Annotated in this window: 20 protein-coding genes; 7 read left to right on the top strand and 13 right to left on the bottom strand. The window is 58.9% G+C overall.

Annotation, left to right across the window (positions count from 1 at the left end):
- Positions 1 to 103: 103 nt before the first annotated feature.
- The 5 genes from FY152_25165 to FY152_25145 are packed head-to-tail and all read right to left on the bottom strand — an operon-like array spanning position 104 to position 5,506.
- On the bottom strand, positions 104 to 976 hold the full coding sequence (locus FY152_25165) for a carbohydrate ABC transporter permease (GenBank protein ID UXS35427.1): 873 nt from the start codon (positions 974 to 976) through the stop codon (positions 104 to 106).
- The gene (locus tag FY152_25160) at positions 973 to 1,908 is read right to left on the bottom strand and encodes a sugar ABC transporter permease (protein ID UXS35426.1); all 936 of its coding nucleotides are present in this window, start codon (positions 1,906 to 1,908) and stop codon (positions 973 to 975) included. Before FY152_25160 ends, FY152_25165 begins: the two co-directional genes overlap by 4 nt.
- The gene (locus tag FY152_25155; GenBank protein UXS35425.1) at positions 1,862 to 2,926 is read right to left on the bottom strand and encodes an ABC transporter ATP-binding protein; all 1,065 of its coding nucleotides are present in this window, start codon (positions 2,924 to 2,926) and stop codon (positions 1,862 to 1,864) included. The genes FY152_25160 and FY152_25155 overlap by 47 nt, the downstream gene beginning before the upstream one ends.
- Positions 2,927 to 2,970: 44 nt before the next feature.
- On the bottom strand, positions 2,971 to 4,500 hold the full coding sequence (locus FY152_25150) for an extracellular solute-binding protein (GenBank protein UXS35424.1): 1,530 nt from the start codon (positions 4,498 to 4,500) through the stop codon (positions 2,971 to 2,973).
- Entirely contained in the window at positions 4,415 to 5,506 is a 1,092-nt protein-coding gene (locus FY152_25145; GenBank protein ID UXS35423.1) for a mandelate racemase/muconate lactonizing enzyme family protein, read from the bottom strand. The genes FY152_25150 and FY152_25145 overlap by 86 nt, the downstream gene beginning before the upstream one ends.
- A 508-nt stretch (positions 5,507 to 6,014) precedes the next feature.
- Here FY152_25145 and FY152_25140 point away from each other — a divergent pair.
- Together FY152_25140 and FY152_25135 are read left to right on the top strand one after the other, a co-directional pair.
- Positions 6,015 to 6,551, top strand: coding sequence for a hypothetical protein (locus tag FY152_25140; protein ID UXS35422.1), 537 nt, complete (start codon positions 6,015 to 6,017; stop codon positions 6,549 to 6,551).
- Positions 6,548 to 7,384, top strand: coding sequence for an IclR family transcriptional regulator (locus FY152_25135; GenBank protein ID UXS35421.1), 837 nt, complete (start codon positions 6,548 to 6,550; stop codon positions 7,382 to 7,384). Before FY152_25140 ends, FY152_25135 begins: the two co-directional genes overlap by 4 nt.
- 238 nt (positions 7,385 to 7,622) lie before the next feature.
- Here FY152_25135 and FY152_25130 read toward each other — a convergent pair whose 3' ends face one another.
- The 7 genes from FY152_25130 to FY152_25100 all read right to left on the bottom strand — a co-directional run bounded on the left by FY152_25130 (position 7,623) and on the right by FY152_25100 (position 14,466).
- The gene (locus FY152_25130; GenBank protein ID UXS35420.1) at positions 7,623 to 8,999 is read right to left on the bottom strand and encodes a LysR family transcriptional regulator; all 1,377 of its coding nucleotides are present in this window, start codon (positions 8,997 to 8,999) and stop codon (positions 7,623 to 7,625) included.
- Positions 8,906 to 9,793, bottom strand: a complete 888-nt coding sequence (locus FY152_25125) for an NAD(P)-dependent oxidoreductase (protein UXS35515.1) — start codon at positions 9,791 to 9,793, stop codon at positions 8,906 to 8,908. Before FY152_25125 ends, FY152_25130 begins: the two co-directional genes overlap by 94 nt.
- Before the next feature lie 70 nt (positions 9,794 to 9,863).
- The gene (locus tag FY152_25120; protein UXS35419.1) at positions 9,864 to 11,033 is read right to left on the bottom strand and encodes an ABC transporter substrate-binding protein; all 1,170 of its coding nucleotides are present in this window, start codon (positions 11,031 to 11,033) and stop codon (positions 9,864 to 9,866) included.
- A gap of 86 nt (positions 11,034 to 11,119) precedes the next feature.
- Complete coding sequence (locus FY152_25115; GenBank protein UXS35418.1) at positions 11,120 to 11,827, bottom strand: ABC transporter ATP-binding protein; 708 nt, start codon at positions 11,825 to 11,827, stop codon at positions 11,120 to 11,122.
- Entirely contained in the window at positions 11,820 to 12,572 is a 753-nt protein-coding gene (locus tag FY152_25110; GenBank protein UXS35417.1) for an ABC transporter ATP-binding protein, read from the bottom strand. The genes FY152_25115 and FY152_25110 overlap by 8 nt, the downstream gene beginning before the upstream one ends.
- The gene (locus tag FY152_25105) at positions 12,569 to 13,612 is read right to left on the bottom strand and encodes a branched-chain amino acid ABC transporter permease (protein ID UXS35416.1); all 1,044 of its coding nucleotides are present in this window, start codon (positions 13,610 to 13,612) and stop codon (positions 12,569 to 12,571) included. Before FY152_25105 ends, FY152_25110 begins: the two co-directional genes overlap by 4 nt.
- Positions 13,612 to 14,466, bottom strand: coding sequence for a branched-chain amino acid ABC transporter permease (locus FY152_25100; protein ID UXS35415.1), 855 nt, complete (start codon positions 14,464 to 14,466; stop codon positions 13,612 to 13,614). Before FY152_25100 ends, FY152_25105 begins: the two co-directional genes overlap by 1 nt.
- A 277-nt stretch (positions 14,467 to 14,743) precedes the next feature.
- On the opposite strand from FY152_25100, the gene FY152_25095 reads away from it, so the two are divergent.
- The 5 genes from FY152_25095 (at position 14,744) to FY152_25075 (ending at position 20,115) form a co-directional block, all read left to right on the top strand.
- Positions 14,744 to 15,478, top strand: coding sequence for a PIG-L family deacetylase (locus FY152_25095; protein UXS35414.1), 735 nt, complete (start codon positions 14,744 to 14,746; stop codon positions 15,476 to 15,478).
- Positions 15,479 to 15,498: 20 nt separating this feature from the next.
- Entirely contained in the window at positions 15,499 to 16,461 is a 963-nt protein-coding gene (locus FY152_25090; protein ID UXS35413.1) for a catechol 2,3-dioxygenase, read from the top strand.
- Positions 16,462 to 16,463: 2 nt separating this feature from the next.
- Entirely contained in the window at positions 16,464 to 17,135 is a 672-nt protein-coding gene (ligK, locus tag FY152_25085) for a 4-carboxy-4-hydroxy-2-oxoadipate aldolase/oxaloacetate decarboxylase (protein ID UXS35412.1), read from the top strand.
- Positions 17,128 to 18,195 carry a 4-oxalomesaconate tautomerase gene (locus FY152_25080; GenBank protein UXS35411.1) on the top strand — a complete coding sequence of 356 codons (1,068 nt, stop codon included), beginning with the start codon at positions 17,128 to 17,130 and terminating at the stop codon, positions 18,193 to 18,195. The genes ligK and FY152_25080 overlap by 8 nt, the downstream gene beginning before the upstream one ends.
- Before the next feature lie 189 nt (positions 18,196 to 18,384).
- A complete protein-coding gene (locus FY152_25075; protein UXS35410.1) occupies positions 18,385 to 20,115 on the top strand; it encodes a tannase/feruloyl esterase family alpha/beta hydrolase in 1,731 nt (576 codons plus the stop codon).
- A 364-nt stretch (positions 20,116 to 20,479) separates the two neighbouring features.
- On the opposite strand, the gene FY152_25070 is transcribed toward FY152_25075, so the two are convergent.
- Positions 20,480 to 21,394, bottom strand: a complete 915-nt coding sequence (locus FY152_25070; protein UXS35409.1) for an alpha/beta hydrolase — start codon at positions 21,392 to 21,394, stop codon at positions 20,480 to 20,482.

Below are 21,394 nucleotides of genomic sequence, written 5' to 3'. Positions count from 1 at the left end.
TGCTAGATTGCCACAGATCCTCTAATAGTTCCAGTTGCATAGAGTGTGATTAGACGGATCTAGGGTTCGAATCCTGTCAAGCTGAATGAGGCACATGCTTCCCTCAACCCTTCATCCCGCCTTCCGTCAGGCCCGACGTCAACTTACCTTGCGTCAGCATGTAGAGCAGAATGGAAAACGCCGTCAGTAGGACAGAACCTGCGAGCAGCATGCCCCAGGAGTAGATGCTATCCTGGCCAATCCAAGTGGAAAGACCCAACGGCAAAGTCTTGTTGCGTTCGGATGAAGTGAGGATCAGAGCGAAGAGGAATTCGTTCCACGCGTTGTTGAAGCTGAACACACCGACGGAGACAAGTCCGGGCAAGGCGAGGGGAAGGGTGACCTTCCGAAATGCCTTGAAGCGTGTGCAGCCGTCGAGCATCGCGCTTTCTTCGAATGATGTCGGGATAGATCTGAAGTACGAACGCATGAACCAGAGTGCGAACGGCAGCGTGAATGCCGTGTTTGCGGCGATCAGGCTCACGAGCGTATCCTGCAATCCAACAAGCGACGCCAGCATGTAGACCGGGATGACGACGAGCGTTTCGGGCAGCATGTAGCAAAGCAGGGATAGGCCCGCCACCGCCGCCAAGCCAAAAAAGCGAAACCGGTTCAGCGTGTATCCGCCGAGCGCTCCCAAGGTCAGAGCCAAGAAAGTTGTGGCGGACGCGACGATCAGGCTATTTACAAAGTACCGCGCGAACCCGGTCTGGGTGAACAGGTCCGTATAGTTTCGAAATGTGATGGTTGCCGGCAGGAAGTTTGGCGGAGCCTGGTAGAGTTCCGCGGGCTCCTTGAACGAGCAGAGAATCATCCACAAAAGCGGAAAACCCATGACCGTGATCGCGGTGAACGCGAGAAGGTAGATCATGATCCCAGTTGTGATAGCGTGGAACTGCGCCGGGTTGGATGGCAGGAGGCGGCTTTGAGTTGTCATTGACGACGCTCCGACCAACGAATGAGGACGAGATAGATCGCCAGGAAGACCGTGATGATCGCGAGCATGATGAGCGCAATCGCTGCCGCGCCGCCGACGTCGAACTCCTGAAAGCCCTTGACGTAAATTAGGATCGGCAGTGTCGTCGTCGCATCGACCGGACCGCCACCCGTCAGCAGGTAGATGAGATCGAACTTGTGAAACGACCAGATTGTTCGCAAAAGCGCGGTCAAGATAAAGACTGGGAGTATGTAGGGAAGCGTGATGCGGATGAAACGCTGTAGCGCATTGGCGCCGTCGAGCTTGGCGGCTTCATATTGTTCGTTCGGTATCGATTGCAGAATGCCTAGGATTGCAAGCACAACGAACGGAGCGAACTTCCAGGTGCCGATCACGATCACCGAAAACATCGCAAGGCGCGGGCTAGTCAGCCACTGAATGGGCTTGTCGACCAGCCCGGTGCTGATCAGGAGGCTGTTGGCTATGCCCACGATGTCGTCGAACATGTAGCGCCAGACCAAGACCGCAACAACCGTTGGCATCAAGAAGGACGCCAGAACGACGGCGCGAACCACACCACGGAAGCGAAACGATTGGTGAAGCAGAAGGGCAAGGCCAGTGCCAATCAGCATTTCGAACCCGACGTTTCCGAAGACCCAGATGAAGGTGTTGGTGAGTGCGGAATAGAAGTCAGGATTGGCCAACACCGCGCGAAAGTTCGCCAGTCCGGCAAACTCGCCTGCAAAGCGGCCAAGCGTCACGTTCTGCACGCTAAGGGCGAAGATCGCGAGCGTGGGCACGGCTATGAGGAGCAGTATGAGTGCTACGGAGGGAAGGAGCGTAAGGTAGGCGAATGTTCGATCGCCGCGTTGAATTGCGGTTGCCTCAGACATGTTCAGCAACGCCCTGGGCCGGGGTGCGGAGATCGGCATTGGGTGTTTCCACCGCCAAGCCCGTGACCTTGTCGAAAAAGCGGAGTTCCTCCGTCCGGACGGCGAATGTGGTGCGTTCGCCCTCTGCAAGCGTGAGCGCATCTTTGACCGGGACGGCGGCGATCACCCTACCGGGCTTGAAAGAGCCGAGGATCGAAGCATAGACGAGTTGCACATTCCCCAGATACTCCGTTCTCTGGATCTCGACCGGAAATGCAGTGGTCTCTGCATTTGCGGCGCCGTTGACCTGAACCGTCTCGGGACGAAAGCCGACAAGGATTTCGTCGAAATCCACGATGTTCATTGGCGGCGTGCCGATGAATGTGGCGACAAACGTATCGGCGGGATTTTGATAGATTTCCTTCGGCTTTCCCACCTGCCGGATGACACCCCCGCTCATGACGACGATCCGGTCACCAAGGCCCATCGCTTCCACTTGGTCGTGGGTGACATACAGCGCGGTCAAACCGGTCTGCCGTTGAAGAAGCTTCAGTTCCTCACGCGCCGATTGCCGCAGTTTAGCGTCCAGATTTGAAAGTGGCTCGTCTAGCAGGAACAGGGCCGGCTTCCTGATCAGCGCCCGCGCCAGCGCAGCCCGCTGCCGCTCTCCCCCGGATAGATGGCGAGGCTTGCGGTCGAGAAGATGGCTCAAGCCGACAAGGCTTGCTACTCGTTGAACGGAATCATCGACGTCACGTTTCCGGGCACCGGCGATCCTCATGGGGAAGGCGATATTCTCGAAGATCGACAGATGCGGATAGAGCGCGTAGTTCTGAAAGACCATCGCAATAGCGCGATCCTTCGGGTGGAGCCATGTCGTATCGCGACCACCCAGCGATATCCTGCCCGATGTCGCGTGCTCCAGGCCGGCGATGATGCGGAGCAGTGTCGATTTCCCACAGCCTGAAGGTCCGAGAATGGCAACAAATTCGCCGTCGGAGACCGAAAGAGACACGTCGGAAACGACCGTGCGCTCCTCGAAGCTCTTTACGATGTCCGTTAATTCCAATGCCGCCATTCCAAATCTCCGTTCAGCAATATCGTCGCCGCTTAACGCGACGCTTAGCCCTTCTTCGCGGCCAGGATCGCTTCCATCTGTGACCGTCCCCATGCCACAGCGTCGCTTGGCTCAGCGCCTTGCAGCAGCACGCGCTGGACAATTTGTGCGGGGATGTCACGGGCGATGATGTCACCGATCAACGGGTTGACGACACCGGCCGTGACAACCTTGCCATCGACGATGCGCGCACCGGCCTCGGACTCGAAATCGAGCGTGTTGGAGATATCGAAGCTTGCTTCCGCCAGATCGCTCCTGCACTTCAGTTGAGGCGTCCCTTGAAGAAGCCGCGAATCGGCGCGTACCGACTTGGTCGGCGGGATCAGATGCGGGTAGGCCGTCAGGGCGAAATCGACAGCCCTGTCGCCAGTCAGGATGTAGGTGAGGAACTTCTTGGCCGCCGCGATGCTGGTCGCGCCCACTTTTTCCGACGCGAGTGCTAGACTGTTGGCGTTTGAGAAGCCAACCCCGACGCCGGCCGGCCCTGCCGGACGCTTGGCGGCCTTTGTCCGGGCAATCAGGTCCGGCTTGTTCAGAGCCGCCGTCGAGACAAGCCTACCGGCCCAGATGTCGATCGCCACTTTTTCCGTCAGGTAAGCGTTGACAAGGTCGTTGTTGACGTAGCTCGAAATGCTCGGAGGAGCCGACTTTGCCAATTCGCGCTGGAATTCCAGCGCTTTGACCGCAGCGTCGCCGCCAAAGACCAGATTGAGGTCCTTGTCGAAATAGGTGCCGCCAGCCGACCAGTAATACTGGGAGAAGAACAGCGAGGTGACCCGGTTCTTGTTGGCTGGAAAAACAGTGCCGTACTGGTCGCCACTGGTCAGTTCCTTCGCGGCGGAGAGGTATTCGGCCCAATCCTTTGGCGGTTTGATCCCGTTTTGCGTGAGAAGATCGTCACGATACCAGAAGACGCTCGAGTGACCGATGGTGTAGGGAATAGAGAAGCGGTTGCCTTCGATGGGCGCGATCATTCGCTCCGGATATTCGTCGACGCCGATCTCGGCGATGACGTCGTCGAGCGGCTCAAGAAAGCCCTGCTTTCCGAAGCTGAAGCGTTCCTCGGGAAGAATCTTGAAGATCTCGGGCATCGTGCCCGCATTGAGCATTGCCGCAACCTTCTGCAGGCGGCCGGCGGTGCCGACTGCCTCCATTTCGATTGTCACGCCGGGATTGTCCTTTTCGAACGCAGCAATTGCCTTGTTGAAGAATTCGATTGTGGGCGGATCCGTTTCATCGTGAAGAAAGCGAACCACATTCGCCGCTCGTGCGACGCGAGGCGTAGCCAGGCCGCCCACGACAGTTGCCGTGGCAGCACCGACCAGGCCCTTGAGAACGGATCGGCGATTGCTGTCGCCGGTCAGAGCCGTGAGGCCGGACTTATCGAGTTTGAATTGGTCAGTCATCGTGAACTTCCTGGTTGAGCAGCGAATGGGTTGCGAGTGGCTCTCAAAGAGAAATGCGATACTTGGCGAGCGCTTCTTCATTGTGCGCCAGGCCAAGCCCAGGCGTTTCCAGAAGTTCGACCGAGCCATCGGCCTGAATCTTCGGCGTTTCGAGGTAGACCTGGCCATGCATGGGATCGAACTCGACAGGGTAGTACTCGAGATAAAGCGCGTTCGGGATCGCGCCGAGGAGGTGGAGGTGTACCTGCTGATCACCGTGGGCAGCGATGTCGAGGCCATGTGCTTCCGCCATCGATGCCACTTTGATGAACTCTGTCACGCCGCCCATCCAGCGAGCGTCGGGTTGGAGAATGGCGACCGATTGTGTGGCGATGAGATCCCTGAAGCCGAACTTCGTGTACTCGTTTTCGCCCGCCGCCAGAGGGATGGACGAGGCGCGCGCGATCTTCTCCATGCCTTCGTAGTCGTCAGGCTGAACCGGTTCTTCCAGCCAGAAAATATCGAAGTCCTCGACACGGCGGGAAAACTGGATCGCCTCATAATAGCGATAGGCACAGTTCACATCGATCATCAGGCGGATATCCGGGCCGATCGCCTCGCGCACCGCTTTCACACGGGCGACGTCCTCGCTCAAAGCGACGGCGCCCACCTTCATCTTCACAGCCTTGGCGCCGCGTTCGACGTAGCGGACCATCTCAGCCTGCAGATCCTTGATGGTCTTGTCGGGGCCGTAGTAGCCGCCGGCGACGTAGCTGGCGACACGATTACGGTACCCACCAAGCAGCTTGTAGAGCGGCAGCCCGGCGGCTTTGCCCTTAATGTCCCAGAGGGCGAAGTCGATCGAAGATAGAGCTCGCGTCTCGTATCCGCGACGTCCCGAAAGCTTGGGGCTCCAGAGGCTTGCCCAGATCCTCTCGGTCAACAACGGATCCTGGTCGATCAGCTTTGCAGCGAAAGCGTCACGGAACTGTCGTTCACCTGCCGCGGCACCCCCAACGCCAATCCCGGTGATCCCCTCGTCGGTCTCGATCTTCACGACCGCCCGCCGGACGTCGGTCCACGTATCGACGCCATTTGTAAGCGGAACCGGGCGCGGCCAGGAATAGTATTCGGAGGTGACTTTGGTGATCTTCATTGCAATCCCCTGTGGGTTAAATCGAAGGGGAAGCTATTTATTATATTGATTTTGTCAACAAATGATTTTATTTGTCATTGAATGACAAATTGGTCATGTTTTAATTGCTCTCATCCGTTCCGTCGAGGAGATATTTTTCGTGAAACCGGCTGTGACTAGCACTGAAATTCGGGAGCAGATTTTGCACGTGCAATCCGAAGATGGCTTCACTTTAACCGGGTGTCTAATCGAGTCAGCCGGCGCTACCCCTACGAACACCATCATATGGGTCCACGGGGTTAGCCTTGGCTTTGCAGAACGAGAGTACGTAGAGATCGGTCGAGTGGTAGCACGAGCAGGGCTAAGGTTTTTGTCAGTCGAAACACGCGGCCACAATTTTGGGGCATGGCTGCGTGGCCCAGGGGGTTCGAAACTTGCCGGTTCGGCATGGGAATACTTGTCAGAAGCGCCCAAGGACCTCAGCCCATGGCGTGGGTATGTAAATGAGCGGTGGCAGGGCAGTGCGATCATGGTCGGCCATGGCTGGGGGGCCGCCAAGATTGTTGTCGATATCGCCGAGCGCGGGAGCGCAGGGGTTGCAGGAGTGGTGTTTGCCTCGTCGGGGTCGCTTGTACGAGACCAGCTCGATCCCTCCAAGGTCGAAGAAGCCGAGGTGTTGGTGGCTGCGGGTCGTGGATGGCAGCTTTTGCCTTGGGGTACGCGTCCGGGGATGGCTCCCAATACGGTCAGCGCACAATCCTATGCAAAGCGGCCACGTGTGCATGGGGAGTTGTACGGAGGCAACGGCCAACCTCCCGCCCTTGCTAAGGTTGATGTGCCGGTCCTGACCTGGTTCGGTGACTGTGAAGGGCGGGGTGAGGGCGATATCGATGGCTTCTTCGAGAGGATCAGGAGAGACGCTCTGGCGGCTCCTCAGGTCCATACCAAAGTGCTCAGCGGGGGATCGTTCCTCTATACCGGCATTGAGGAACAGGTTGCGCGCCATCTCGTGTCCTGGGAGCGCCTCCTCAACAAATCGCACATTGCAAAGACGAGGGCGCTATGAGCGTTCGCGGAAGGAACAGATCGCGTGAGGCAATCCCAGTCACTCGAACGCTTGACCGGGGTCTCGCACTACTCGAGCATCTCAGTGTCGAGCGCGAGGCGACATTGAGTGCACTGGCGCGCGCGGTTGAGATGACGCCAACAACAGCATCGCGTTTGCTGGAAACGCTAAGGGGGCGCGGTTTCGTCGATTACGACGGTGCGACAGGCTTGTTTTCTGTGGGACTGCGCGCATTTACCGTCGGGTCCAGCGTTCTCCAGAATCGGAAGCTGGATCGCGTAGCACTACCCGCGATGCGAATGCTCGCTGACAAGACCGGATTGCCAGTTAATCTTGCGGTGCGAGACGGACGAACCGCAATCTACATCGAGCAGATAGAGGCTCCCGGTGTCGTCCGGCTATCGATCCAGCCGGGTGTTCAAATGCCATTACACGCAACCGCGGTTGGAAAGGTGCTTGCCAGTTGGCTTTGGGCCGAGGCACTCGACGACGCGCTATTCGCCGCTCCGCTGCACTCGTTCACTCAACACACAATGACTTCATCGGAAGACCTTTCAAATGACCTCGTCCGTGTGCGAGAACGCGGGTGGGCGACAGACGACCAAGAGTACCAGGCTGGTCTATTCTGCCTCGCAGCGCCGGTATTCGATAGAAACAGTAACGTCGTGGCCGCGGTCTCTGTCTCCACCCTCGCAAGTCTTATTGATGCGGACAACCTCACCGATTTGGCCCGGAAACTCGTGGAGTGTGCAGGCGAGATTGGAGCTAAGTTGGGATGGATCGCAAGAACGCGCGACGACATGTCGGCCGTAGCCAACGACTTCTCCGACTGACGTTCGCGTAGCCTTCAGGTGCCCGCGCGAGATGAGACGGCATTGGGGACCAACAGGCGGCCATAAACTTCAAACGAGCGTCACGATTAAGTAGCCGATTTCAAAGGCTTTTCTATTTGTGGTCTCGCAACGGTCGTTGGTTCGATTCCCTTCATTTGCTCCATAGTGCTCGGCGAAAGCGGCAAACGTCGAATTCAGTGTGGGTTCGTGGTATTCCTCTAGAACCGCGGCTACGCTCTCATTCATGCCTCACCTTTGGCTTTTGGTTGCAGTCGGTGTCGTAGGTTTCAGAGGTGGATGCTTCAACCATCGAATGGGACGATATGATTGGTTCCTTCCCCGTCTGCTCAACCAAGTCCAGGAACAATTGCTGTGCGGCTGTGGGAAGCCAATCAGCGCGAAGGGTAAGACCAATGGGTCGCGACGTGTGCTCCAGATCGAGTGGCAATGCCCTCAGCAGCCCTCTCGATATCTCCGCCTGTGCCTGAAGGAACGAAACGCATCCTAGGTGATCAGTACGGTCCAGAAGTTCGCGCATCAGGATAAGAGAACTGGATTCAACTATGCTGGGGGGTTGGCGACCCAATTCCATGAACATCGACTCGAAATGTTTGCGAATTGGCGTTCCCACCTGTCCGACAACCCACGGATAAGCAGCAAGCTGCTCGGCAGTCGGCGTTCCGCCCTTTAGAAGGGGGTGATTTTTTCCCGCGACCACAACAATGGTGTCGTCGAACAGCACTCGCTGCTCGACATCGCCGATTGGGGCGGGCTCACGCATCGCGCCGATAAGGAAGTCAATTTCACCGCGTCGCAATCCACCCAGAAGGTCCGCGTAAGGCCCCTCCAGGATTTGTATTGGCGTTGTCGGACGATGCTTGCGAAAGTTCGCGATCGCCCGTGGCAGTACGAAAGAGCGGGAGAGGGGCATTGCGCCAATGACAATCTTTCCTACCTCCTGCTCATTCGCATCGGCAAGATCTGCCTCTGCCTGGGTTAATTCGGCAAGAGCCAGCCGCGCGGCCTGAGCTAGAGTATTGGCTGCCTTGGTGGCCGTAATTCCAAATGAGGTGCGATCAAACAACGGCCGGCCGGCCTCTTCCTCGAACTGCGTGACGGCGCGATGGACCGTCGGCTGCGCCAACCCTAGCTTCTTTGCCGCGAGCGTGAAGTTCTGAGCTTCGCGCACAGCAATCAAGGCGCGAAGCTGGGATGTGGTAGTGAGCATGCGCAGGCGTGGGCTCAGGTCGTCGAGGGCTGGATCCAGATATGCAAAGGCGCGTCGCACCCGCTTTGCAAGAATGTCTCCGTAACTGGTTGTGAAGATGCCTTGGGGCGTTCTGGTCAAGAGCTTCGATTGAAGCGCCCTTTCGATCTTGGTCAACGCCTGAGTGACAGCGGGCTGAGACAAGTGGCAGGCTTCCGCCGCGTTCGTGACCGAGTTGGTGTTGACCACGGTCAGAAACACCCTCAGATGCCTGAGGTTATGCTGAATCTGTCCGTTCGACGACTTCAGTTTGTTCAATCGAGTGTTGACCCCAAAATCGCGTCTGCCCTTGCTTCCAGCGTGTCCGAGACGGACCGAGTGCCTTTGCCGCCGATCTGGCGTTGCCATTCAGCCGTGGCGGTCGCCATTCGGTCAGGAAGGCCGAGTTCCCTCAGCGTCGCGGCAACCTCGATCATTTCCGCAGCTCTTCGCTGACCATGGACCATCATTCTCTCGAGGTTGTAGGCTGCTCGCTTGGTCCAGTCCAGCCCGGGATCGGAAGATTGCAGGGAAGCAAGCACCGCAGCTTCCACTCCAGCGCGCCTTGCAGCAAGAAAACATTCTGCGGTGAGTGCTTCGAAGCCCTTGATCATCACTGACCTAAGCATCTTGATGGAGGATGCCTGTCCGACTGTGTCCCCTGCGATCTTGGCGTTCATGTTGAGCTTGGAAACGATGGCGAGGGCTTCCTCGGCGCCTGCGCCTGACAGCAGAAGCACCGTGCGATGACGCGCGGGATGAACGGGTGCCATGACCGCGACGTCGACATAAATGCCCCCGGCACCCTCGACGACGGCTGCGGCCTTTGATTTCGTGTTGGGGGAACATGAATTGCAGTCGAGAAAGAGAGCCCCCTTCGAGAGATTGGGGGCCGCCCGTGTTGCAGCCCGCAACGCTTTGTCGGCAGTAACAAGACTAAACACGACCTGGCGCGCTGCCAGAGCTTCAGCCGGAATCTCGGCACAGCGTACTTCGAGATCGTTGCAGCACTCCTGCAGCGATGAACGTGACACTAAATCTTCGACCTTCACATCAAAAGCCGCAACGTCCCCAAGCGCGCGGCGGCTGATTTCGTCGGCGCGCCATCCGGATACGAATGCCTGCGCGGCCTCTCCAAAGCCAACCAGGCCAACGTCTATCATGCTCAATCCTCTCGATTTCGGGTCATTAATATCGAAATGCGGAGGCGTGTTGCGCCTCCGCAAGCCGGATTCAGTGTGCCGGATCCTTCACGTTCTCGATCGTCTGGAACTCAGTGTTGTAGAATTCGTCGCCGACTTTCTCCACCTTACGCATGTAGATGTTCTGGACGATGTCGCGCGTCTCGGGATCGATCGACATCGGCCCGCGCGGGCTGGCGAGTTGCATGCCTTCGGCCGCCTTCACAAAGGTCGCGCCGCTGGCGTCGCCCTTGGTCTTGTCGAGCGTCTTGTAGATGAGGTTGAGAGCATCCCATGCCGCAGTCGCAACCATGTTCGGACGCATGCCGTCGTTGTTCTTCTTGAAGGCCTCGACGAACGACTTGTTCTCGGCGGAGTCATGGCTGGTGGAGTAAGGGCCTCCGGTGATGACGCCAAGCGCAGGCTCGCCCATGTCATTGAGCAGATCGTCATCCGTGACATCGGCCATTGCGATGACCTTGATGCCCGACTTGTCGAGACCGCGTTCGACGAACTGCTTCATGAATGCGGCACCGGCGCCCGTTGGAACGAAGACGAAGAGACCGTCGGGCTTCTCGTCGGCAGCACGTTGCAGGAAGGGCGCAAAATCAGGGTTTGCGAGTGGCACCTTGACCTTAAAGACAATCGTGCCGCCGTTTTCTTGCAGCGTTTTCGAAAACCACTCCTCGGCATCCTTGCCCGGCCCATAGTCCGAAACGATCGAGACGAACTTCTTGGTGCCGTTCTCGGGAGCCCATTTGCCGATGACGCTCGCGACCTGCGGGATCGTCCAGGATGTGCGGAGCATGTACGGCGACGCCTTCATGATGGAAGACGTGGCCGCCACCATGATGACCTGCGGGATCTTTGCGCGCTTGGAAAGTTGGGCCACCGCAAGCGCTGTCGGCGTGTTGCCAAACCCGGTCAGGATCGAGACCTTATCGTTGGTGACAAGTTCCTGCGAGATGCGCAGCGCATTGTCTGGCGAGCTTGCGTCGTCCTTGACGATGAACTCGACCTTCTTGCCGCCGGCGGTGTCACCATGCGTTGCGACGTAAGTCTTCAGCGCGGCGTTGATCTGGCGACCGTTAGACTGGAACCCGCCCGTCATTGGGATGACGACGCCAACCTTCACAGCGTCTTCGGCATGCGCGGAAATCGTGATCGACCCCATGACCGACAGCATGGCAGCTGCTCCGGCGATGATGCTTTTCATGTTCATTCTCTCCTCCTTGTTAACCGCGTGCAAACCACCTTTGATCGGCACGCCAATGCTTGATTTCATTCAGTGGGTACCGGAAGCGATTGCTATGCTGCCCCGACGCCCAGATACTTGCCCAGCGTCTCGCGATCATTCGCCAAGGAGGCACTATCGCCCGCGTAGGCGACGCTTCCGCGGTCGAGAATGACGGCGCGATCCGTGATCGCCAGGATTTGCTGGGCGTGCTGCTCGACGATGATTGCGGCCAGACCTTCCTCGCGGACGATCCGTCTGATGGCTGCTAGAAGCTGCTCGACGATGATTGGCGCGAGACCCTCCGTCGGCTCGTCTAGCAGCAGGATCCGAGGGTTGAGGACAAGTGCACGGGCGATTGACAGCATCTGTTGCTCGCCACCTGAAAGCTGGTTGCCGAGGTTCGAGCGACGCTCCTGAAGCCGTGGGAAAAGCTCATAGACCGCCTGCAGCGTCCACCGTCCCGGCCTCGCAACGGCGGTGATGTTTTCCTCGACGGTCAGGGAGCGGAAGACGCCGCGCTCCTGCGGGACCCAGCCGACGCCTGCTTCTACCCTTCGCTCCGGCGCCATGCGCTCGATGGACGTGCCGCCGAGCTTGATGGAGCCGGTCTGGTAGCGGGTCAGTCCGACGATCGTGTTCAGCGTCGTCGTCTTGCCGACGCCGTTGCGGCCAAGCAGCGCAAGCGCCGTTCCCTGCTCGACGGAGAGGCTGACGTTGTAGAGCACGGTCGCCTTGCCATATCCGGCGGAAAGCGCATCGATCGTAAGTAGGTCAGCCATGCGCCCCTCCGAGGTAGACTTCCTTGACGCGCTGATCCTGTGCGATCTGATCGACGGTGCCTTCAGCGAAGAGCGCTCCGGCGACGAGAACCGAGATCCGGTTCGCAAACTTGAAGACGAGGTCCATGTCGTGCTCGATCAGAAGAATCGAGACGTCGGACGACAAGGCCGCAATCCGCTTCATGACTTCCTTCCGCTCCGCTTCCGGCACACCTGCGGCGGGTTCGTCTAGGAGCAGCACACGGGGTTTGGAAGCAATCGCCAATGCGATCTCCAGAAGACGTTGCTTGCCGTATGGCAGCGCCGAGCATTTCTCGTCGCCAACATTGTCGAGGCCGAAGTCTTCCAGCAGCCCAGCCACTTCCTGTTCCAATTGCCTGATGGCGTGCGTCGGCCGAAATAGGGTCCATCCGCAGCGGTCGCGTTCGGCGATCACCAGTGCCAAGCTCTCGATGACCGTCAGCCCAGGGAAAAGCTGATTGATCTGGAAGGTTCGAACCAGTCCCTTTGCGACGCGGCGCTCCAACTTCTGACGGGTGACGTCCTCGCCGTTGAGGAAGATTTCACCACTCGAGGGCTGTAGTACCCCCGTCAGCAGATTGATGAATGTCGTCTTGCCCGCACCATTCGGGCCAATTAGTGCATGACGAGCTCCCCGCTCGAGGCGGAAATTGACATCGGTCGTCGTATTCAGGGCTCCAAACATCTTGTTCAGGCCTTTGGTTTCGAGTGCCAGCGTGGTCATGACGCTTCTCCTTTCGATGCTCGGATCGAAGAAGTTTCCTTTCGCGCGCCGAAGCCGCGTGATGCGATCCGCTCGATCAGCTGGTGGGGACGGTCACGACCGACAAGAACGAAGGCAACCAGAAGAACGCCGAGCCAGAATTGCCAGTACTGGGGGGTGACGGACGACAAGGCGTCCTGGATCAGTTCGTAGACAAGCGCCCCGATCATGCCGCCGTAGAGATAGCCTGTACCGCCGATGACCAGCACCATCAGCCCGTCAGCTGATTTCTGGAAGGACAATGCGTCGAGGGAGATGAACTGCTGCGTCTGAGTGAACAGTGCGCCAGCGATCCCGGCATAGGCTCCGGCCAGCGTGTAGATCGCAATCTGGCGGGCCTTCACCGGGATACCGACCGCGGAAGCGCGCAGCGGATTGTCGCGGATCGCCTTGAGGGAGTTGCCGAAAGGCGACGCCACGATGTAGCGGGCAAGAACGAACAGCACTAAGAGGACCGTCAGGCAGTACGCGTAACCGACATGGCCATAGATGTCGAAGTCGAAAGAGCCGAATAGTGGCTCGATGGTAATGCCCTGCAGTCCATCGGCGCCCCCCGTCAGCCAGGCCGCCTGATTGGCGATCTCGTAAAGTACAGCAGCAACGCCGAGCGTTACCATCAGGCGGGTGAGATCCGCGCCGCGCAGCAGCAGGAGGCTGGTCGCCAACGCCACTGCAGCACCTGCGAGTGCGCCGACCAGCAAGCCTGTAAGCGGATCTCCAGTGACGTATATCGAGAACAGGCCGCTGGCATACGCACCAGTACCGTACAAGGCCGACTGGCCAAGGGTCACGATACCTGCGTATCCAAGAATGAGATCGATTGATAGCGCGAGCACGGCGAAGATCGTGATCTCGGTGAGGATGAGATGCTGGTCCGGGAGGAAGAACCAGGATGCGACAGCAGCCACCCAGAAGATGATCTCGAGCAATCCCCAACGCGTCTGTCGCTTCAAGCTGGCCTTAACGGCGGCGGACCGAGAATGTAGATTTGTGGTCGACATCAGCCATTCCTCGCGAAAAGGCCCTGGGGACGGACAACAAGGACAGCCACGAGCACGATGTAGATGATGAAGCCACCGAGAGACGGCAAGTAGTATTTGCCGAGTACGTCGGCCACTCCAAGCAGGATCGAGGCGACAAGGGGCCCAGTCATACTGGACGTTCCGCCGACGGACACGACGATCAGGAAGTAGACCATGAACTTCAGCGGGAAGGTTGGGTCGAGACCAAGGATTTCGGCGCCGAGTGCTCCCCCAAGGCCGGCAAGACCGGAGCCAACCGCGAAGGTCGCCGCGAAGATCGTGTTGACGCGGATGCCGACACCGCGAGCCACCCGACGATCATCCACAGATGCCCTCAATCCGCTGCCAAAGCGCGTGCGGCTGAGGATGAGCTGTAGGCACGCTGCAAGAACGCCACAGACAAGGATGAGAAAGGCACGATAGATCCCGATCCCGACGCCGAAGATCGAGATCCGGCCTTTCAGGAACTCGGGCAGAGTGAGGATCTGCTGTTGCGATCCCATGAGATAGTCGACGCCTGCCACCGCGATGAAGACGATGCCGATTGAGAACAGGACCTGGTCGAGATGGCTCTTGTCAAACAGGCGCGTGTAGAGTGTCCGCTCCAGAACCAGTCCGGCGATGGCCGTGAAGATGAACGCCAGCGGTAGCGTCAGCAAAAAGGGTACGCCCCAGCGATTGGTCAAAACGACAGTGACATAGCCGCCAGCCATGGCGAACGCCCCGTGCGCCAGATTGATGAAGTTCATCAGGCCAAGTGTAACTGCCAGTCCGCACGACAGCACGAACAAGAGCATTCCATAGGCCAGCCCGTCGAAAAGAAGGGTCAACATGTTTCCTCCCCGTGCCGTCAATCTTCTTGTCTTGAGAAGGCACGACACGTTACAGGCCCGTCGCGAGCCAGTTGTACTGGGTCAAGGGTGCAGGCAAAGGCTGGAGAAGGCTATTTCAAAATGGCCGAGACGAGATAAGATTTTGCTATAGCTCCGCGGTTTGCTCGGCCGCCGTTTCGCCGACTATAGCTAAATGTTATCGACACCGCGCGAATTCGAAATTGGCAAGAAGGCCTTCCGGGCGCGATATTTCCGCCCAACAAGAAGGAGACATCAAATGTCGGATAAGAAAACTGCGCTCGTCGTCAGCGCCCACGCAGCCGATTTCGTCTGGCGCTGCGGAGGCGCGATCGCCCTGCATGCGGACCTGGGGTACGATGTGACCGTCGTATGCCTCTCTTTTGGCGAGCGCGGCGAGTCCGCCAAACTCTGGAAAGAAAGCGGTATGACCCTTGAGAAGGTCAAGGCGGCGCGGCGCAACGAGGCCGAGAAAGCTGCAAAGGCGCTCGGCGTCCATGATCTCATCAGCTTCGACCTCGGCGACTATCCGCTGCGACTGACCGACGAGGACAAGTACCGCCTCGTCGACGTGATCCGCGATGTCCAGCCGTCTTTCATGCTGAGCCACTCCCAGTATGATCCCTACAATACCGACCACATGTATGCCACTCAGGTGGCGCTGGAAACGCGTATGATTGCCCAGGCGTGGGGTCACAAGCCCGGTCAGAAGGTGCTTGGCGCCCCGCAGCTCTATCTGTTCGAGCCGCATCAGACGGAGCAGATGGGCTGGAAGCCCGATGTCTTCCTCGATATCACGCCTGTCTGGGAGAAAAAACGCGCGGCGATCGAGTGCATGGAAGGCCAGGAACACCTCTGGGAGTTCTACACGCGGGTCGCCCAGAACCGTGCCAACCACTTCCAGCGCAACTCCGGTGGCCAGTCCGGCGGCCGCGCATCGAAATATGCGGAAGGATTCCAGTCGATCTTTCCGCGAACGGTCGACGAGCTTTGACCGATCTTGGGAGGATGAACATGGAGCCCTGCTTCGATATCGCGCATCTAGCACACGTCGAGATGTACACGGACAAGTTCGATGATAGTCTCGACTTCTTCCTGCGCGTCTACGGTCTGACGCTGTCCGCGCAGGACGAGAACTCGGCTTATCTCAGGGCGTGGGACGACTACGAGTTCCATACCCTGAAGCTCACCCGCCACCACACGACGGGCGTCGGGCACATTGCCTACCGCGCGTCGTCTCCGGAGGCGCTGCGGCGCCGGGTGAGGGCGATCGAGGAGAGCGGCGTCAAGGTCATTGGCTGGGTCGACGGCGACGAGGGCCACGGACGGGCTTTCCGTTTCGAGGATCCGTTCGGTCACGTGTTCGAGATCTACTACGACACGGTGCGCTACGAGCCGCCGGAAGAGCACAGGCCCGCCCTGAAGAACATCGCCTCCCGCTATCACGGTCAAGGTTGCCACCCACGCCGCATCGACCACCTCAATCTGCTTGCGTCCGATGTCACCGAATTCCGTCGCTTCATGCAGACCTGCCTCGGCGCGAGGGTGACGGAAATGATCCAGCTCGACAATGGCCGCATTGGTGGCTGCTGGTTCACGATCAACAACAAGGGATACGATCTCGCCTGCACTGAAGAACATGGCAAGGGTGACGCCCGTCTCCATCACGTCACCTACGCGACGGACACGCGAGAGGACATTCTCCGGGCCGCCGACATCTTTCTGGAGAACGGGGTTCACATCGAAACCGGACCGCACAAGCACGCGATTCAGGGAACGTTCTTTCTTTACGTCTGGGAGCCGGCCGGTAACCGGGTCGAGCTTGCCAATGCCGGCGCGCGCCTGATCTTGGCTCCTGACTGGGAGCCTGTCGTCTGGACTGAAGCCGAGCGCAAGAAGGGGCAGGCCTGGGGCCTCAAGACCATCGAAACATTCCATACCCACGGCACACCGCCCGTGGCGCCGAAAGGAGAATAACAATGGGCATTGTCGTACAGAACATCGAACGCGCAGAGCAATCGGTCATTGATCGTCTCTGCGCCGCCGGAGTGGCAACGGTGCACGAGGCCCAAGGCCGGACGGGACTGCTCTCCAGCTACATGCGACCGATATATTCGGGCGCAGGGATTGCCGGATCGGCCGTCACGATTTCCGCGCCTCCAGGTGACAACTGGATGATCCATGTGGCGATCGAGCAGCTGAGGGAAGGTGACATCCTCGTGCTGGCGCCGACGTCGCCATGTGAGGACGGTTATTTCGGCGACCTTCTCGCAACGTCTGCGACCGCTCGCGGCTGCCGTGGGCTCGTCATCGACGCTGGCGTGCGCGACGTCAGGGACCTGACGGCGATGAAGTTTCCGGTCTGGTCGAAGGCCGTATCCGCCCAGGGAACCGTCAAGGAAACCCTTGGGTCAGTGAATGTGCCAGTGGTCTGCGCCAGCGCGTACGTGGAGCCGGGTGATATCGTCATTGCCGACGATGACGGCGTCTGCGTCGTGAAGCGAGCCGATGCCGAGGCAGTTGCCGGCGCCGCCGAGAAGCGTGTCGCCAACGAGGACAGCAAGCGAAAGCGCCTTTCTGCAGGCGAACTGGGTCTCGATATCTACGAGATGCGCCCGAAGCTTGAAGCGAAAGGACTGAAGTATGTATGAGGATGGTATCCCGTGCCTCTGGATGCGCGGTGGAACATCGAAGGGCGCCTATTTGCTTGCCAGCGATCTTCCGGTCCTGCCCCAGGAACGGGATGAGCTTCTCCTCCGGATCATGGGTTCTCCCGATCCTCGCCAGATCGACGGCATCGGTGGCGCCGATCCGCTGACATCGAAGGTTGCGGTTCTTTCACCACCGAGCAGGGGCGACGCCGATGTCGATTACCTATTCCTCCAGGTCTTTGTCGACAAGGCGCTGGTGAGCGATGCTCAGGGATGCGGCAATATCCTCGCGGGTGTCGGGCCGGCCGCCATCGAGAGAGGTCTGGTTTCGGCCACTGGTGATATCACGCCCGTGCGGATTCACATGGTCAATTCCGGTGAGGTAGCCGTCGCCAAGATAAGCACGCCCGGCGGCAAGGTCACCTATGTCGGAGAGACCAATATCGCAGGCGTGCCTGGCACGCACGCGGCGGTGCCGATCCTCTTCACAAACACGGAGGGCTCCATGTGCGGGGCACTCCTGCCGACAGGCAACGAAGTCGATGTGATCGATGGGGTCGAAGCAACGCTGATCGACAACGGCATGCCGTGCGTCATCATGCGGGCTTCGGATTTTGGCCTGTCCGGCCAGGAGACGCGAGAAGAAATCGAGGTCAACGAAGCGTTGAAGAAACGGATCGAGTCCATCCGATTACAGGCTGGACCGATGATGAATCTCGGCGATGTCAGCAAGGCTTCGGTGCCCAAGATGACGCTCGTGTCGAAACCGAAAGCTGGTGGAGCGATTAACACCCGCAGCTTCATTCCCCGTCGGGTTCATGCTTCCGTCGGTGTGCTTGCCGCGGTCACGGTGGCGACGAGCACTAGGCTCACTGCATCCCCCGCAAATGCACTTGCGGTGTGTCCCGACGATGGTCGCTACAGAATTGAGCACCCGACAGGCGACATGGAGATCTTCCTCGATCTCAAACCCGATGGCCAGATCCAAGGTGCGGGCACCGTAAGGACGGCCCGGAAGTTGTTCGACGGAACCGTGTTTCCAGCTGATTCCAGAAAGTGAAAAGGCCAAAGAGCTGTGACGTCTACATTCCTCAGCTACGCAACGCGCGCGCTTCGCACCGCGACCGGTGGCTGTATTTCGCCAGTTGGTTCCTCGCGGCCATCGGTGCGCTAGCGCTCATCGTAGCGCGTGCAGGCTACCCGGCCTGTTTATCTCGGCCGATGAAGATCCCCCCAAAGGAGGCATGATATGAAGATTTGGCTTCGTGGACTGTTTGTATCCCTCTCGCTCGTGGCGAGCGTCATTGGAAACGGCGCTGCAGTTTTAGCGGCAGCGCCTGTCGATCTTGCTATCGTCAAGCCGGTGGTGAAGAGTTGTGCGGCGCTGGCCGACGTCGATCTTACGGCCATTGGCGGCATTGGCAGCAAGATCACCGAAACAACCCAGACGACGAGCGGCGGCATCAATGTTTGCTCGGTCAAAGGCACGCTCGCGCCGGCGATCAATTTTCAAGTGCTGTTGCCCTCCGAAACTTGGACGCAGCGCTACATGCAGCTCGGCTGCGGTGGGCTGTGTGGCCAGATCACTTTGACGGTGGGGGCCGCCGATAGCTGCGAGGTCTATAATGATGGCGGCTTCGTCACGGCGGCGACCGACATGGGTCACGGCGGTGGAATGGGCAACGACGGAAGCTGGGGCCTCGATGCGCAAAAGCGCGAGGACTTCGCCTACCGCGCCCAACACCTCACGGCCGAAGCGTCCAAGGCCCTGATCAAAACCTTCTACGGGCAGCCGCAGAGATACGCCTATTTTAACGGTTGCTCCGATGGCGGGCGCGAGGCCCTGATGGAGGCGATGCGTTTCTCCGACGACTTCAATGGCGTGATCGCCGGTGCGCCGGCCATGCTCTTTCAAGTCCAGAACACGCTTTATCACGCCTGGCAGGCGGTATCGAACACCGATTCCAGCGGCAAGGTAGTCCTGCTGACAGATCGTTTGCCAATCCTCCACAAGGCGGTCGTCGCTGCGTGCGACGAATTCGATGGCCTAAAGGACGGTCTGGTTTCCAATCCGGCCGCATGCAAGTTCGATGTAGCCACGGTTACCTGTGCAACCGGTGCGACAGACACTTCGGCGTGCCTGACATCGGCGGAAGCCGAGGTGGCGCGCAAGTTCTATGAAGGACCGAAGGATTCAAGGACCGGCGCGCATCTGACGGCCGGCCAGCCGCAATTCGGTTCCGAGCTAGACTGGGCCGGTGTCTTCGTTGCCGATAAGGCCGACGGCGCGCTGATGAGCACTTCGGCTGCCTTGCCGGCGGTCCGCTATCTGGCCTTCGAGAAGCCCGATGCAAAAGCGACCCTGGCCTCGTTCCAGTTCACCGAGGAAACGCTAGAGGCCTTGCGCCCGCGGCACTCCTTCTTCGACGCCACTAGTGCCGACCTGTCGGCCTTCCAGAAGGCCGGCGGCAAGCTGATTCTCTGGCATGGCCTCGCCGACCCGCATATCTCTCCTGCAAACACGCTTTCCTTGCACAAGGCGCTACAAGCGCAAATGGGCGAGGGGAGCGTGGAGAGCTTCGAGCGCCTTTACCTGCTTCCCGGCGTTGCTCATTGCGGTAATGGGCAGGGTCCGGGCAATCTTGATCTGCTGACCGCGATCATGACCTGGGTCGAGGGCGGTGTGGCGCCCGACGCTATCATGACGCGCTCGACAAGCCATGCAAGTAGTTTCGGGGCACCGGCTTTCGGAGGCAAGCCGCCGGAAGGGTTGAAAGGTGGCATTCCGCCGAAGCCCAAATCCGAACTGCCCGCGATGACCCGTCCTGTGTATCCTTACCCCTACATCGCCCACTACAAGGGAACTGGCGATGTCTATAATGCGTCAAATTGGGAAAAGGGTGAGGCTACCGAGACGGTGAAGCTGCGAGATTGGCCTGGTCGTAGTCTGTTTGGAAGCTACCACTTCACGAAGAAGTAGTCTGGAGACCGAACTGGGAGCTACAAGCATTTTTCAAATGGGGAGACAGAAGCGAGCCTTATTGCTCCAGCGGCGGACGCCTTTCTACGCTCCAGACAGATGCGCATGGTGGGCTGCAGCTATCTAGCCACGAGTTAGATGTGCAAGGAGGTGTCGGAGCAATGGTGCTACTCCTTATCACTCGTTCAACTCGATCGAACCGACGGAGACAGCTGGATCGCGTGTTCCTGATAGCTGTCAACAGCGGGCCAATGACGGGCTGGTAATTGATGGCGTGCCCGTTTCGCCGATCAATGGATCGCAGGCTCTACTGGCCAAAACCGGCGCAGAGCCAGCGCCGCGCCGGGTAATGGCGGGCACCGAGCTAGGCTTTGGCGAGAAGATGATCGCGAAGAAAGTCGATGCTCTTATCGACAACGTCGTCGCGCTCGAACTCCGGACCAGCGTGTCCGGCGTTTTCGACCAGATGCAGGATCGCGCGGTCAGGGCCGGCGGTTCGAGAAATTAAATCGGCGAAGAGTATGGATTGTTGGACAGGCACGATTGGATCATTCGGTGCATGCTGGAACAAGAAAGGTGGGCAGTCCGGCGTGATCCACGTTTCAGGATTGGCTGCGTGCACCATTGCCCTAGCTTCGGTGATCGGAATTCCAAGTAACTTTGACTCCGGACTCTGGGCGTCATTATGATCGGGGTCTCCGGCTCGTGTTTGTGAAAGATGGAGGTCCATCTTCAGGAAGTTCGTCGGTCCGAACCACGATACCACGGCACGCACCCTTGCATCCTCCTCCGCCCAGCCGGTGCTGAGATCTTCGAGAAGCGAAACACCCGCGCTTGTGCCGGCAAGCGCGGCTAGATGTGCGCCTGCAGATGCACCCCAGATGGCCACACGGTCTTTCGCGATTCCGAATTCCCGGGCTCTCGCTTTCAGGCACCGTAGGGCGGTCTTCACGTCATGGATCTGCGCGGGAAACTTCGCTTCCGACGAGAGGCGATAGTTTATCGAGGCAACCGCAATTTCCTCCTTGAGCAGCCGCAGTGGCGGATTGAGCTGGATGTCGCGCTTGTCGCACATCATCCATGCTCCGCCATGCACGAAGACCAGAAGCGGCCATCCACCGATCGGAGCCTCACCTTCGGGGAGATAAAGATCCAGCTTCTGGAACTCGCTGGTCGATGCATAGGCCATGTCGAGATGTTTGTTGGCAATATGCTCGATATCGGCGAAGGGGAGCACGTAGATGCCATTCGGGCCGTTGGGTGAATTCGGATCCGCCAT

It is taken from the genome of Agrobacterium tumefaciens (assembly GCA_025560025.1).
Taxonomy (GTDB): Bacteria; Pseudomonadota; Alphaproteobacteria; order Rhizobiales; family Rhizobiaceae; genus Agrobacterium.
This window is presented reverse-complemented; position numbering and strand designations above follow the sequence as displayed.